We start from the raw sequence: 13,131 nt of genomic DNA on the forward strand, positions 1-13,131 counted from the left end.
GCGTGTTCTTGGGTAGTCAGGTGAGTGGGGGGTGTGGGGGGGGTTAGAAGCTGGGAGGCCCCCCCACCTGACAGCCCCACCGACCGCCCGGCCCTGCCCGGCGCGCAGCGGCCCAGCAGCCGCGCGTCAGTACTTCAAGCGCCTCAGAACCCCTCGGCCCCGATCGTCGCGCCGTCCGGCACCGTGCCGCCCTCGCCCGACAGCGCAGCCTTGCCCTCGGCCCGCACGCCCGAACCGAAGGTCCAGTCGCCGCGCACGGTCAGGGAGTCGGCGTCGCGCAGCGACGGCGCGCCCGCGGCGAACCGCTGCGTGAAGCCGTCGATCAGCTTGTAGTGGGCCTTGTCGAGGTCCACCAGCGGCGCGGGCGCCTGGGCCTCGAGCCGGTAGTCGGCCGTCAGGGTGTAGACGTCGGAGCGCAGCACCAGCAGGTCGTTCGTGGTCTTGACCGGCAGGAACCGGGACCGCTCCACCTCGATGGCGGTCGCACCCTCGAAGACGGCGACGGCCGCGCCCATCGCGGACTCGATCTGCACGACCTCGGGCGACGACGCGTCCGACGGGTCGACCGTCTTGTCGTTGCGGATCAGCGGCAGCTCCAGCACGCCGCCGGTGCGCTCCAGCTCGTCCGCGAGCGCCTGGAGGTCGAACCAGAGGTTGTTCGTGTGGAAGAACGGGTGGCGGGTCGCGTCCAGCGAGGCGGCGACGTCGTCGGGGTGGGTCTGCGCGGTCTCGCGCTGCACGATGCGGCCGTCGGCCTTGCGGACGACGAGCTGGCCGCCCTTGACGTCGGCGGCGGTCTTGCGGCAGAGCTCGGCGGCGTAGGGGGCGCCGGAGGCGGCGAACCAGCCCGCGATGGTGGCGTCGGGGGTGGCGCCGAGGTTGTCGGAGTTGGAGACGCACATGTACCGGAACCCCGCGTCCAGGAGCGCGGTGACGACGCCGGAGGCGTGCAGCGCCGGGTAGAGGTCGCCGTGCCCGGGCGGGCACCACTCGAGGTCGGGGTCTTGCTCCCAGGTGACGGGGGTGAGGTCCGAGGCCAGCAGCTTGGGCTCGCGGTTCTGCAGGAAGTCGACGGGCAGGGCGTCCACCGCGATGTCCGCGTACCGCTCCAGGGCGGCGAGCGAGTCGTCCCGGGTGCGGAACGAGTTCATGAACAGCAGCGGGAGGCGGGCCCCGGTGGCCTGCCGGGCGGCCCGGACCTGGCCGACGATGATGTCGAGGAACGTGAGCAGCTCGCCCTCGCCGTCGGGCGCCTCGCGGACGGGCAGCAGGGACTTGGCCTGGTCCATGCCCATGGAGGTGCCGAGGCCGCCGTTGAGCTTGAGCATGGCGGTCTGCGCCAGGGCGGCGGCCGCGTCGTCGTCGCTGATGGTCAGCTCGGCGCGGTTCGGGATGTCGACCAGGGGGTCGATGTCGTTCTCGCGGATCAGGCCGGTCTCGCCGGACTCCAGCAGGTGGTAGAAGCGCGTGAACGTCTCGATCGCGGCGGGTGCCACGCCTGCCTGGGTCATCTTGGTGCGGGCCTGCTCGAGCCCGGTGGGGTCGGTCATGACCCCCAGGCTATTCGAAACGGGCCGGGTCGCCGGCACCTTCTCGAACCACCTGTGGATAACCGTCGGACCAGTCGACGACGGTCGTGGGCTCGGTCCCGGCGTCGCCGCCGTCGACCACGGCGTCGAGCACGTGGTCGAGCTCCTCCTTGATGGTCCAGCCGTCGGTGAGGGGCTCGGCGTGGTCCGGCAGGATCAGGGTGGACGACAGCAGGGGCTCGCCGAGCTCACGGAGCAGCGCCTGGGTGACGGCGGAGTCGGGGATGCGCACGCCCACGGTCTTCTTCTTGGGGTGCGCGAGCCGCCGCGGCACCTCGGCGGTGGCGGGCAGGATGAACGTGTAGGGCCCGGGCGTGGCGGCCTTGATGGCGCGGAACGCGGAGTTGTCCAGCTTGACGAGCTGGCCGAGCTGGGCGAAGTCCGAGCACACCAGCGTGAAGTGGTGCTTGTCGTCGAGCCGCCGGATGCCGCGGATGCGGTCCGCGCCGTCGTGGTACTCCATGCGACAGCCCAGCGCGTAGGAGGAGTCGGTCGGGTAGGCGATGAGGGCGTCGTCGCGCAGCATCGCGACCACCTGCGCGACCGCGCGCGGCTGAGGGTCGACGGGGTGGACGTCGAAGTAGCGGGCCATGCGGCCGAGCCTAGTCGGGGGCGGGTGCGTCGGCGCGACCCAGCGCGCGCCGCAGCTCGTCCGCGCTCGCGTTCCCACCGGTGCAGACGACGCCCACGCGGCGGCCCGCGAACCGCTCCGGATCGGCCAGGACGGCGGCGAGCGCGGCGGCCCCGGCCCCCTCGGCGACCGTGTGGGCCCCGGTGAGGTAGAGCTGCTGGGCGGTGCTGATCTGCTCGTCGGTGACGAGCACGAAGTCGGCCAGGTGCCGGCGCATGAGGGCCTGGGTGACCTCGAAGCCGCAGCCGACGGCCAGGCCCTCGGCGCGCGTGGTGTTGGCCCGCTCCAGGAGGGTCCCGGCGTGCCAGGAGTCGTGCGCGGCGGGCGACGCCGCGGACTGCACACCGATCACCTCGGTGCCGGGTGCGACGGCCGAGGCGACCAGGCCCGCCGCGGCGGCGCCGGACCCGCCGCCGACGGGGACCACGAGCACGTCGAGGCCGGGTGCCTGCTGGAACAGCTCGAGGTAGAGGCTGCCGACGCCGGCGATGATCGCGGGCTCGTTCGCGGCGCCCACCAGCCGCGCCCCCGAGGCAGCCGCGAGCGCCGTGGCCTGCGCGCGGGCGTCGTCGAACGTGGCGCCCTGCAGCAGCACGTCGGCGCCCTGGTCGAGCACGGCCCGGAGCTTGACGGGGTTGGGGTCGTCGGGCATGACGATGGTGCAGGCGGTGCCGGTCAGGCGGGCGGCGTAGGCGACGCCCTGCGCGTGGTTCCCGGTGGAGTAGGCGACGACGCCGCGGGCCCGTTCGGCGTCGGACATGGACAGCAGGAGGTTGGTGGCGCCGCGGGCCTTGAAGGCTCCGGTGCGCTGCTGGTTCTCGTGCTTGACGACGACGGTGGTACCGGGGGTGGTGCCGGCGGCGCGGTCGATGTCGGGGTACTGGCCCACCGGGGTGCGGACCACGGTGCCGTCGAGGCGCGACTGGGCGGCCAGCACGTCGGCGATCGAGACGGCGGTGCGGCTGACATCGGCGTGGGCGGCGTCTGGGGCGGGCGCGACCATCATGAATCCAGCGTGACCCGCCCATGACCCATAGGTCAAATACCTGTTACTTGGACTTTCGATCGATCGCACCTATCTTTCTGCGCTAGCCTGGTGACATGACCGCAGAGCTCGACCTCACCCGGCTGCGGGTGCTCGCGGCGGTGGCCCGTACGGGCTCCGTCACGGCCGCGGCGAAGGAGCTGCACTACGCCCAGCCGTCGGTGAGCCACCACCTGTCCCGCCTGGAGGCCGACGCCGGCATCCCCCTGCTGCAGCGGCACGGCCGCGGCGTCCGCCTCACGGAGGCCGGCCGCCTGCTCGCCAACCGCGCCGAGGAGATCCTGGGCCGCGTCGAGGGCGCGCGCCGCGAGCTCGACGCCCTGGCCGGGCTGCGCGCGGGCCGCGCCCGCCTCGCCGCCTTCCCCTCCGCCCTGGCCACCCTCGTGCCGGACGCCGTCGCCCGGCTCGTGCAGGAGCACCCCGGCCTGTCCGTGGGCCTGGTCGAGCACGAGCCGCCGGACGCCGTCGCGGCCCTGCAGTCCGGGGCGGTCGACGTCGCGCTGGTGTTCGAGCACATCGACGTGCGGCACGCCCGCTCCATGGACGACCTGTCGCGGTTCGAGTCGACGACCATCCTGGAGGAGCCGGTCAACCTGGTGACGGCCGCGGACCTCGACGCCGCGCCGGGCCCCGGCGTCACCCCGGACCTCAAGGCCCTGGACGACGCCGACTGGATCGCCGGCTGCGAGCGCTGCCGCGCCGACATGGTCGCGCGCTGCGCCGCCGTGGGCTTCGCGCCCCGGATCGCGTTCGAGACCGACGATTACGTGGCGGTGCAGGCGCTGGTCGCCGCCGGGGCGGGCGTGAGCCTGCTGCCGGGGCTGACCCTGCTCGCCCACCGGCACCCGGGGATCGCCTCCGCTCCCCTGCCCGGGGCGCTGCGGCGCGTCATGGCGCTCACCGTCGGCCCGCCCGCGCCGCCCGCGGAGGCCCTGATTCGGCAGCTCGTGGCCGTAGGCGCTACCGTCACGATGTGACCCGGGCCACTCGGCCGGGCTCCTCCGTCTCGCGACAACACCGTCACGCAGCCACCCGTCTCGCGGCCCTCCGGCTCGCGACCCTCCTGCTGAGGACAGACCCGGCCCGATGCTCCTGCTGTCCACGTTCTTCTACTCGGCAGGATCCGCCGTCGCGGCGTTCCTGGCCCTGGAGGCCTACCTCGCGGTCGCCGCCGCCGACCAGACGTACCCGAGCTTCGTGCTGGCCGCCGTCGCCGCCGTCGGCCAGATCACCGGCAAGCTGCTCTGGTACTGGGCCGGCGCCGGGACCACGCGTCTGCCGTGGCTGCGCAGCAAGCTGGACTCGCCCAAGGTGGCGGCCGCGATGACGCGCTGGCGCGACCGCACGGACGGCCGCCCCGTCTACCTCGGCCTGGTGCTCTTCGCCTCGGCGTTCGCGGGGCTCCCGCCGTTCATGGTCATGTCCGTGGTCGCCGGCGTGCTGCGCGTGCGGATGTGGCTGTTCCTGAGCACCGGGCTGGTCGGGCGGTTCCTGCGCTTCTGGATCGTGCTCGAGGCCGCCGACTACGCGTGGTTCCTGTTCTGAGCTCGTTCTATCTGAGCTCGTTCTACAGGTCGGTCGCGCCGTCCAGGGCCTCGCGCAGCAGGTCCGCGTGCCCCGCGTGCCGGCTGTACTCCTCGACCATGTGCACGAGGATCCAGCGCAGCGTGACGCGCCCGCCGTGCCCGGCGTGCCCGGCCGGGCGCGCGACCTCCTGGTCCAGGCCGCGGCTCTGACTCTGGCTCTGGTCCAGCACCTCGTCCAGGATCCGCTCGGAGGCGGCGACGGCGCCGTCGAACAGCGCGGTCAGGCTCTCCGGGTTATCTGTCAGGGCGCTGTTCCAGTCCCAGTCGCGGTCGGCGGCCCAGTCGACCGTGTCCCACGGCGGGGCGGGATCGTTCCCCAGGAGCCGCACGGAGAACCAGAAGTCCTCGACGTAGGCGAGGTGCTTGAGCATCCCGGCGAGCGTCATGGTCGACGGCGGGTGCGGCGTGCGGAGCTGCTCCGCCGTCAGGCCCGCGCACTGGCGCCGGATCGTGGCGCGGTAGAAGTCGACGAACGAGCGCAGCATGGTGGTCTCGTCGGCGGCCAGGGGCGGGTCGGTCCGGGGAATCTCGGTGAGCTCCGGGCCGGTCTCCAGGCTGGTCTCGGTGCTCGTCGCAGGGCTGGTCTCGGCGCTCATGGTGCGACCGTACCGATCGCGAGCACGTGCTGGCTCATGTCCGCGACGCCGGGCGTGGTCGACAGGGCGCGGGCGAGCGTGAGCGCGGCGTCGATCAGCGCGGGCGCCTCGGGGTCGGCGAGCGGCACCCGTTCCAGCGCCCCGCCGGCCGGCCCCTCGACCCCGTGGACGACGACGTCGGACAGCCCCGCCTCGGTCGCCTCCCCCGCCAGCTCCGCGGCGTCGTGGAAGTGCGCCGCGGGGAACGCGATGTCGGACGGCGCCGCGCCGTGCTCCAGGATCGCCTGCCAGGTGGGCGGCCGGAAGCCCTCGTACCCGCCGCCGACCAGCGCCGCGAGCCGCGTGATCCCCGCGGCGACCACCGTGCCGCCGGGCCGGGCCACGCGCACGGCCTCCCGCAGCGCCCGCAGCCGGTCGGCGCGCGACGCGAGGTGGTAGAGCGGGCCGAGCAGCAGCACGGCGTCGAACGCGTCGTCCGGCAGAGCGAGGCCCGGCGCGGCGAGGTCGCGGGCGTCGCCGACGCGCGCGGCGAACGTGCCGTGCTCAGCCGCCCGCGCGACCTGTTCGGCGACGGGGTCCACGAGCAGCACGTCGTAGCCGTCCGCCGCGAGGGGTGCGGCATGCACTCCGGTGGCGCCCCCGACGTCGAGCACCCGCGCGCCCGGGGCGAGGCGCTGCCGCACCAGCTCCTGCGTCCTGCGGTGCTCGAGCGGGCCCTGCGCCGAGCGGGCGGTGAGCCTGGCGTGCTCGTCCCAGCCGGTCAGGCCCGCGTAGTACTCCTGGACCCGCGCGTCGAGCGCGAGCTGATCGCCGGCGGTGCTCTGCCTGGCGTTCTCCTGGGCGTTGTCCCTGGTATTGCTGTCGATGCGCTCCATGGCCCGACGCTAGCGATCACCGGCGGACGAGCACCAAGTGTTTCCGGGAGGAAAAAACTGGGTGATTCGTCCGAGCCGAATCGTTACATATCCAGTACGCCCCTTTTGCTCGGAGTGTGACCGTGGCAACATTCGCAAGGTGCACCTGATCCGAGAATTCGCACCTGACGCCTACGAGTTCGCGCTGTCGTCCTGGTCGTGGATAGGAACGGGTGGCAAGACGCCACGCTTCGCCTCCTGTTTTGGCGACATGTTCCTCGAGTCGCAGGACGGGTGGTGGTTCCTCGACACGGTCGAGGGCACGCTGGAACGTCGCTGGAACTCGATGGACGACATGTTCGCCGACCTGGAGGGCGAGGACGGGCGCGCCGAGTACCTCCTCGAGGAGACGCTCAACACGGCGCTCGATCAGGGGATGCGGCTCGGCGACGACGAGGTCTTCGCGTTTCTCCCGCCGCCCGCCGTGACGGGCACGATGTCGGTGAACTCCCTCGCCCCGTTGCGGTTCGCCATCGCCGCGAACCTCGCCGGCCGGATCCACGGCGAGCTGAACGGCGTGCAGCCGGATGCCGGGGCGTCGGCGCTGTTCGCGGCGCAGAACCAGTTCGCGCAGAATCAGGCAGCGCAGGCCTACACGGCACAGAACCAGGCGGCGCAAGACCAGGCTGCACAGCACGAGGCCGCACAGAACCAGGCGGCCCACAGCCTGGCCGGGTCGACGCCGTCGTTCGACTCGCCGAACCCGCCGGCCGACCTCTGGCAGCCTGCCGCGCAGCAGGTGAACACGGGCGCCTACCCGTCGTACCAGCCGGCCGCGGACGCCGTCGCGCAGGGCGGCGCCCAGCCCGGTTCCGGGACGGGGTACCAGACGGGGTACCAGCCGACGGGGTACGAGCCGCAGTACGCGGCGGGCTCCGAGCTGGACTACGGGTCCGGCCAGCAGGCGTACGGCTCGGGCATGTATCCCACTGCGCCCGTCGCGGGGGCCGCGCAGCCCGGTTACGCCGCACCCGCGGGGACGCAGGCGGCGGCGCCGACCGCCGCTCCCGCCGCGCCGGGCGGGTACGGCACCCAGGGCAGCTACAACGAGTACGACTACGAGGACAACGCGCACACGCTCGACTCGGGCCAGTTCAGCCAGTACATCGCGGACCAGTACAACACCGGCCAGATGACCGCCGTCGAGTACGACGCGTCCGCCCCGGCGCAGCGGAAGCCGCGCCAGGACGGACGCTGGTCGTACGCCTGAGTGGTCGCACGCCTGAGCGTGCCGGCTACGTCTCGTCCAACCCCGCCACCGCGGCCAGGATGAGCACCGAGCCGACGATCCCGGCCGGGCCCAGCCGTTCGCCCAGCGCGACCGCGGCCGCGACCGCCGCCGTCACGGGTTCCAGCAGGGTCGCGACGACCGCCGCGCGGCTGCGTGTGGTGCGCAGCCCGGCGTAGAACAGCCCGTACGCGAGGGCCATCGTGAACAAGCCGAGATAGGCGAGGGTGCCGAGCGCGGCCGGGTCGCTCGTGACGAGCGGCCCGCCCCCGGCCAGTGCGGCCGGGACGAGGCCGACGGCGCCCGCCGTCGTCGCCACCGTGGTCAGTGCGAGCGGGTCCACGTCCGGCGCCGCCAGCAGGGTGCCGCCGAGCGCCGTCGTCGCGGCGTAGACCGAACCTGAGGCGACGGCCAGCAGCAGGCCGAGCACCGGACGCGACCCGACGGCGGCCGCCCCGGACGCGACGCTGACCAGCACGAGGCCGGACAGCGCCGCGGAGATGACCCGCCCGAGGCGCAGGGTGGAGCGGGGGCGGGCCGCCGTCCGCCGTCGGGCCCGCAGGAGGTCCACCGCGGCGAGGAGGACCGGCGCGAGACCCAGGCTGACGACCGTGGCGACGGTGACGCCCGCGGTCGCCACGGACCCGAAGTACAGCGCCTGGTAGGCGCCCGTCCCCAGGCCCACGAGAACCGCGCGTACCGGGTGCGCGCGCACCCAGGGCCGCGAGCTGCGGCCCCCGGCGCAGCACGAACGACGCCGCGACCAGGGCGAGGGCAGCGATGAGCATCCGGTACGCGCTGACCGTGAGGACGGACATCGAGGAGTGGTCCCGCAGGATCTCCAGGGCGAGGCCGCCGGTGCCCCAGAGGACGCCGGCGAGACAGACGAGCAGCAGCCCGCTTCGAGGTGATGACATGTGTGCTCCTGACCGGGGCCCGCAGGCCCCGGTGTGTTCCGAGGGGTCCGGAGGGCCGGCCGGAGCTCACGGCGAAGGTGCCGAGGTCCGTCAGGCGTCCGGGAGGGCAGACATCTCGGAGCACGCCGCATTCCCGGCCCGGGTAGGCCGGTCGTGGTGCCGCTCCGGTCAGACGACCGGGGGCGGCAGGACGGAACGGATCGGAGTCACGATCGGGATGCTAGCAGCGGTTCTCGGGCGTGCAGGGCGTTGTCCACAACTTTGGATCTGAGAATGCGGCGCGCTCTTATCGAACATATATTCGATGTGTCAGTGATGCTTGGGAATGATGGGCTGGACGAGCCGACGAGGAGGCGGGGATGGACGAGATCGTGGGTAGTGGTGCTGGCCCTGTCGCGGCTGTCGAGTGGTCGCTGGAGCAGGCCTTGGGCCGAGCGCTGTCCGCTGAGCCCGGGACCGGTTCGCGCACGCGGATCTATGTGACGTCTCCTTGCATGAGCTGGACCGCGCTTCCGCTGGACGGCGGTAGGACGGCGTCCGAGGTCGTCGTCACCTGGACCGGCCACGGGGGCGCCACCCGTCGGACGACGCGTGACCCTGTTGACGAGTCGACCGGACAAAACGACCTGTGCGACCTGCCCGTGGGCGCAGGTCTGGTGGCCGTGCTGACCGCGGTCGAGGTGGCGGATACCGATGACGCGGACCTGCTGGACGTCGCGGCCCGGTGGCAGGACGTCATCTCCTGGGCGACCGCCATGCAGTCGCGCGCCACCGGTGAGATCGCCCGACGACGCGGCTGGACCACCGAACACACCACCGCCACCGCCGAGATCAGCGCCCGCCTGCACATCCCACAGGGCGACGCGAACAAGCTCATGGCCCGCGGCACCGGCCTGACCGACCACCCCCAGGTCATGAACGCCCTCCACAACGCCACCATCGACACCACCAAGGCCGACATCCTGCTACGCGCCGGCAACCCCCTGACCATCGAGGAACGCGACCACGCCATCACCCTCTACCTCCCCCAGGCCCCCGACCACACCCGGCGATGGCTACGCGACAAGATGAACCAGCACGCCACCCACCTGCACGGCACCACCGAAGTCGCCAAGCACGCCACCACCCGCCGCTCCGTCTACCTCGACCCCGCCGACAACTCCATGGCCTGGATCAGCGCGAACCTGCCCGCCACCGACGCGGCCGCCGTCTGGGACACCATCGAACAAGCCGCCCACACGTTGCGCCGCACCCCCGGCAACACCCGCACCCTGACCCAGGCCCGCGCCGACGCCCTCGTCGCCATCACCACCGGCCGCATCATCGTCCCGCCCCAACCCGAATGCACCCCCGACGGCACCGTCCCGCCGGGCACGGGCACCACGACGGGCAGGGACACCGCGCCGGGCGAGCAGGGCATGCCGCGCACCACCGCGCCCGCCACCGGGTGCACCTGCGGCGGATGCCTGTGCGGCGGCACGAACGTCCGCGTCGTCACGACCAAGCCCCAGCTCAAGGTCACGGTCCCGGCGACCACGCTCCTCGGCCTGGACGACACCCCAGGCCACCTTCACGGGTACGGCCCGATCCCCGCCGAGACCGCCGCCCGCATCGCGACCGACGCCACCTGGCAACGCCTGATCACCGACCCGGTCACGGGTGTCCTGACCGACTACTCCACCACGACCTACCAACCCGGCAAGATCCTGCGCCAAGCCGTCACCCAACGGGACGAGACGTGCTGCTTCCCGCAGTGCGACCGACCCGCCCGCTGGGCCGACCTCGACCACATCAACCCCTACGACCACGCACTCGACCCCACCCAGCAGCCACCCGGTACCCCCGGACAGACCCGCGCCACCAACCTCCAACCCCTGTGCCGAGCACACCACCTCGCCAAGACACACGGCGGCTGGAACGTCACCCGCGACCCCGACACCGGAAACACCACCTGGACCGCACCCACCGGGCACACCCACACCCGACCACCCACCCAGATCGGCCACGTCAGCAACGACCACGCGGGCAGCGGCACCGCCACCGCGACGGACATCGACACCGACACCGACACCGACACCGACATCACCAGCCTCGCCGAAGACATCCGGCAACGCCTCGGACGGCAGGGCCCGGACCGCTCGGCCGGCACTCCGTCCGACGCGGGACCTCACACCACACCCGACTCCGTTGAACAGTGCCGGCCCGTCCCGGGAGACCCACCCTTCTGATCGTTCAGGCCTCACCCACCGACCTGTCACACAGCCCCGCCACCCAGCTCTGCAGCACGGCGCAGAACGAGCTCCGGCACCTCGTCGGACACGTAGTCCTCGGTGACGGGCGCCGAGGCGACCCGGCGCACCGGCACGAGCCCGGCCCAGCCGTCGAGCTCGAGGTCTCCGGGCTCGAGGGTGGCGCCGCCCGCGCGCTGCTTCATCGAGGCCTCGGCGAGCGGCAACGCGATCACCACGGTTGCCGCGAGCTCCTTGCGGGTCGGGGGCCGCAGCGTCGCGGCACGCCCGGGCACCATGTGGTCCACGATGAGGTCGAGCGCCCGGCGCCGCTCCCCCGGGTCGGTCACCCGGCGGGGCCGCCCGATCACCACCGCCGACCGGTAGTTCATCGAGTGGTGGAAGCCGGTCCGCGCCAGCACCAGGCCGTCCAGCTCCGTGACCGTGACGCACACGTCCTGCTCCAGTGCCGGCGCGAGCCAGCCGGCCGCGACCGAGCCGTGCAGATACAGGGTTCCGCCGTCGTCGGGGCCGGCGGGGTCGACTGCGAAGGCGGTGGGCAGGACCACCGGGTGTGCACCGGCCACGACCCCTAGGTGTGCGATCAGCGCGTCTGCCAGCAACGCCATGAGCCGGTCCCGCTCGTCGACCTGACGGTTACGTCCGCGGGTCGGCGTCGTCCGGTCCGTGGGCGACAGCGGGGCCGCGGACGCGGCGGGTGCGGACGCGGCGGGCGCGGACAGGCCGGGCGCGGACCGGCCAGGCGCGGACCGGCCAGGTGCGGGCGAACCAGACGTAGACGGGACGGGCGCGGACGCATCTGGCACGGACGTGTCGGGCACCGGACTCCCGGATGCGGCCGGTCCCGGCGTGAGCTGCTGTGTCGTCATACGGCTAGCCTGGCCCTGGAGTGGCTGGCGGACACGAGCCATTCGGGCAGCAGTTGAACAGGCCACTTGGCCCCAGACCTGTCCGGGCAAGCCGTCGGCTCCAGTCCTGCCAACCAACCTCCCCACCCACCCCGCCGACCCAACCAACCTGCCCCGCCACCACCCCGAAAGCCCCTCCATGCTCCCCGTCCGACTCGACCGCACCCGCGCCGAACCCCTCCCCGCCCAGCTCGCCGCCGCCGTCCGCGCCCTCGTGACCGACGGGACGCTCAGCACCGGCGACCGGCTGCCCTCCAGCCGCGCCCTGGCGACCGACCTGGGTGTGGCTCGCGCCGTCGTCGAGCAGGCGTACGACCAGCTCCTGGCCGAGGCGTGGGTCTCCACCCGGCGCGGCGCCGGCACGTTCGTGGCCTCCGGGGAGACGCTCCCGGCGCAGCCGCGGCCGAACCGGCCCGCCACGCGAGCCACCGAGTACACGCACCTGGACGCGGGCACGCCCTGGATCGACCCACGCCAGCTCGCGGGCTGGCGCCGAGCCTGGCGCGAGGTATCCGCGACGACGCCGCCCCGCGGCTACCCCGACCCGGCCGGGCTCCCGGAGCTGCGCGAGGCCCTCGCCGAGCGCCTCGCCCGCACCCGCGGCCTGACCGTGGGACCCGACGAGATCCTGCTGACCAGCGGCTCCACGGATGCCCTCCGCCAGCTCCTGGGGGCGCTCGGCCCCGGCGACGTCCTGGTCGAGGACCCGGGCTACCGGGCCGCCGTCGAGACGATCCGTGCGGCGGGGCGCGACGTCGTCGACCATCCGGCGCTGGAGCCCGTCACCGACCTGGTCGGATGCGCCGCCGCGTACGTGACGCCCGCGCACCAGCACCCGCTGGGCCGGGTCATGCCGGCGGCGGACCGGCTCGCGCTGCTGACGGCCGCCCGCGCCGCGGGCGCCGTGGTGGTCGAGGACGACTACGACTCCGAGTTCCGGTACGACGTCGCCCCCGTGCCCGCCCTGGCGGCCCTCGACCGATCGTGCGTGGCGTACGTCGGGACGGCGTCCAAGTCGGTCAGCCCCGGCCTGCGGCTCGGGTGGCTCGTCGCGCCGCCGGCGGTCCACGAGCGACTCCTGGACCGCCGGGCGATCACCCACGACACCCCGCCCTGGCCCAACCAGCGCGCCCTGCTGACCCTGCTGCGCGACGGCTGGGTCGACAAGGTGGTGCGCACCGCGCGCCGCGTCTATGCCGACCGGGCGCCCCGGGTCGCCGCCGCCATGGCGCCGCACGCCGAGCTCGCCGGGCCGCTTGCCGGGATGTACTCGACGTGGCTGACCAGCCCGGACGCGGCCGCCGCGGCGCGGGCGTCGGCCCGCGCCGCGGGGTTCGAGGTGCGACTCCTGGAGTCGTACTGCCGGACCGCCGACCTGACGGGCCTGGTGCTCGGCTTCGGCGGCGTGACCGATGCCGAGCTCGACCGGGCCCTGGCCGCGATCACCGCCGGCCTGCGCGGCCGCTGA

The 13,131-nt window shown here is 73.4% G+C and carries 12 protein-coding genes and 1 pseudogene; 5 read left to right on the top strand and 8 right to left on the bottom strand.

Annotation, left to right across the window (positions count from 1 at the left end):
* Positions 1 to 143: 143 nt before the first annotated feature.
* From ACFV9Q_RS06555 to ACFV9Q_RS06565, 3 genes are read right to left on the bottom strand one after another with little or no spacing between them, the layout of a single operon-like run.
* Complete coding sequence (locus ACFV9Q_RS06555) at positions 144 to 1,550, bottom strand: UTP--glucose-1-phosphate uridylyltransferase (RefSeq protein WP_377233698.1); 1,407 nt, start codon at positions 1,548 to 1,550, stop codon at positions 144 to 146.
* Positions 1,551 to 1,560: 10 nt separating this feature from the next.
* On the bottom strand, positions 1,561 to 2,181 hold the full coding sequence (locus ACFV9Q_RS06560; RefSeq protein ID WP_377233699.1) for an L-threonylcarbamoyladenylate synthase: 621 nt from the start codon (positions 2,179 to 2,181) through the stop codon (positions 1,561 to 1,563).
* Positions 2,182 to 2,191: 10 nt separating this feature from the next.
* The gene (locus tag ACFV9Q_RS06565) at positions 2,192 to 3,226 is read right to left on the bottom strand and encodes a threonine/serine dehydratase (protein ID WP_377233700.1); all 1,035 of its coding nucleotides are present in this window, start codon (positions 3,224 to 3,226) and stop codon (positions 2,192 to 2,194) included.
* Positions 3,227 to 3,321: 95 nt separating this feature from the next.
* On the opposite strand from ACFV9Q_RS06565, the gene ACFV9Q_RS06570 reads away from it, so the two are divergent.
* Both ACFV9Q_RS06570 and ACFV9Q_RS06575 read left to right on the top strand, forming a co-directional pair.
* Complete coding sequence (locus ACFV9Q_RS06570) at positions 3,322 to 4,242, top strand: LysR family transcriptional regulator (protein WP_377230205.1); 921 nt, start codon at positions 3,322 to 3,324, stop codon at positions 4,240 to 4,242.
* A gap of 109 nt (positions 4,243 to 4,351) precedes the next feature.
* Complete coding sequence (locus tag ACFV9Q_RS06575) at positions 4,352 to 4,810, top strand: hypothetical protein (protein ID WP_377230206.1); 459 nt, start codon at positions 4,352 to 4,354, stop codon at positions 4,808 to 4,810.
* A gap of 22 nt (positions 4,811 to 4,832) precedes the next feature.
* On the opposite strand, the gene ACFV9Q_RS06580 is transcribed toward ACFV9Q_RS06575, so the two are convergent.
* Together ACFV9Q_RS06580 and ACFV9Q_RS06585 are read right to left on the bottom strand one after the other, a co-directional pair.
* Positions 4,833 to 5,447, bottom strand: coding sequence for a DinB family protein (locus ACFV9Q_RS06580; RefSeq protein WP_377233701.1), 615 nt, complete (start codon positions 5,445 to 5,447; stop codon positions 4,833 to 4,835).
* Positions 5,444 to 6,322, bottom strand: coding sequence for a class I SAM-dependent methyltransferase (locus ACFV9Q_RS06585; protein WP_377233702.1), 879 nt, complete (start codon positions 6,320 to 6,322; stop codon positions 5,444 to 5,446). Before ACFV9Q_RS06585 ends, ACFV9Q_RS06580 begins: the two co-directional genes overlap by 4 nt.
* Before the next feature lie 250 nt (positions 6,323 to 6,572).
* On the opposite strand from ACFV9Q_RS06585, the gene ACFV9Q_RS06590 reads away from it, so the two are divergent.
* A complete protein-coding gene (locus ACFV9Q_RS06590) occupies positions 6,573 to 7,571 on the top strand; it encodes a hypothetical protein (RefSeq protein WP_377233703.1) in 999 nt (332 codons plus the stop codon).
* Positions 7,572 to 7,596: 25 nt separating this feature from the next.
* Here ACFV9Q_RS06590 and ACFV9Q_RS06595 read toward each other — a convergent pair whose 3' ends face one another.
* Together ACFV9Q_RS06595 and ACFV9Q_RS06600 are read right to left on the bottom strand one after the other, a co-directional pair.
* The gene (locus ACFV9Q_RS06595) at positions 7,597 to 8,274 is read right to left on the bottom strand and encodes an EamA family transporter (protein ID WP_377233704.1); all 678 of its coding nucleotides are present in this window, start codon (positions 8,272 to 8,274) and stop codon (positions 7,597 to 7,599) included.
* 106 nt (positions 8,275 to 8,380) lie between these two features.
* Positions 8,381 to 8,506: pseudogene (locus ACFV9Q_RS06600) on the bottom strand (EamA family transporter); the annotation flags it as partial.
* 359 nt (positions 8,507 to 8,865) lie between these two features.
* Here ACFV9Q_RS06600 and ACFV9Q_RS06605 point away from each other — a divergent pair.
* Positions 8,866 to 10,734: an HNH endonuclease gene (locus tag ACFV9Q_RS06605; protein WP_377233705.1), complete on the top strand. Its 1,869-nt coding sequence runs from the start codon at positions 8,866 to 8,868 to the stop codon at positions 10,732 to 10,734.
* A 26-nt stretch (positions 10,735 to 10,760) separates the two neighbouring features.
* Here the strand turns inward: ACFV9Q_RS06605 and ACFV9Q_RS06610 are convergent, their stop codons facing one another.
* Positions 10,761 to 11,477, bottom strand: coding sequence for a pyridoxamine 5'-phosphate oxidase family protein (locus tag ACFV9Q_RS06610; protein WP_377233849.1), 717 nt, complete (start codon positions 11,475 to 11,477; stop codon positions 10,761 to 10,763).
* Between the two features lie 325 nt (positions 11,478 to 11,802).
* Between ACFV9Q_RS06610 and ACFV9Q_RS06615 the strand changes: the two genes are divergently transcribed.
* Positions 11,803 to 13,131, top strand: a complete 1,329-nt coding sequence (locus ACFV9Q_RS06615; RefSeq protein WP_377233706.1) for a PLP-dependent aminotransferase family protein — start codon at positions 11,803 to 11,805, stop codon at positions 13,129 to 13,131.

This window comes from Promicromonospora sp. NPDC059942 (genome assembly GCF_042731755.1).
Lineage (GTDB): Bacteria > Actinomycetota > Actinomycetes > Actinomycetales > Cellulomonadaceae > Promicromonospora.

Bases quoted from the DNA above. Each gene is read 5' to 3' on its own strand.
- ACFV9Q_RS06590 (WP_377233703.1), top strand. From the start codon at position 6,573: ATGTTCCTCGAGTCGCAGGACGGGTGGTGGTTCCTCGACACGGTCGAG.
- ACFV9Q_RS06615 (WP_377233706.1), top strand. From the start codon at position 11,803: ATGCTCCCCGTCCGACTCGACCGCACCCGCGCCGAACCCCTCCCCGCC.
- ACFV9Q_RS06580 (WP_377233701.1), bottom strand. From the start codon at position 5,447: ATGAGCGCCGAGACCAGCCCTGCGACGAGCACCGAGACCAGCCTGGAG.
- ACFV9Q_RS06605 (WP_377233705.1), top strand. From the start codon at position 8,866: ATGGACGAGATCGTGGGTAGTGGTGCTGGCCCTGTCGCGGCTGTCGAG.
- ACFV9Q_RS06585 (WP_377233702.1), bottom strand. From the start codon at position 6,322: ATGGAGCGCATCGACAGCAATACCAGGGACAACGCCCAGGAGAACGCC.
- ACFV9Q_RS06575 (WP_377230206.1), top strand. From the start codon at position 4,352: ATGCTCCTGCTGTCCACGTTCTTCTACTCGGCAGGATCCGCCGTCGCG.
- ACFV9Q_RS06565 (WP_377233700.1), bottom strand. From the start codon at position 3,226: ATGATGGTCGCGCCCGCCCCAGACGCCGCCCACGCCGATGTCAGCCGC.
- ACFV9Q_RS06570 (WP_377230205.1), top strand. From the start codon at position 3,322: ATGACCGCAGAGCTCGACCTCACCCGGCTGCGGGTGCTCGCGGCGGTG.
- ACFV9Q_RS06555 (WP_377233698.1), bottom strand. From the start codon at position 1,550: ATGACCGACCCCACCGGGCTCGAGCAGGCCCGCACCAAGATGACCCAG.
- ACFV9Q_RS06560 (WP_377233699.1), bottom strand. From the start codon at position 2,181: ATGGCCCGCTACTTCGACGTCCACCCCGTCGACCCTCAGCCGCGCGCG.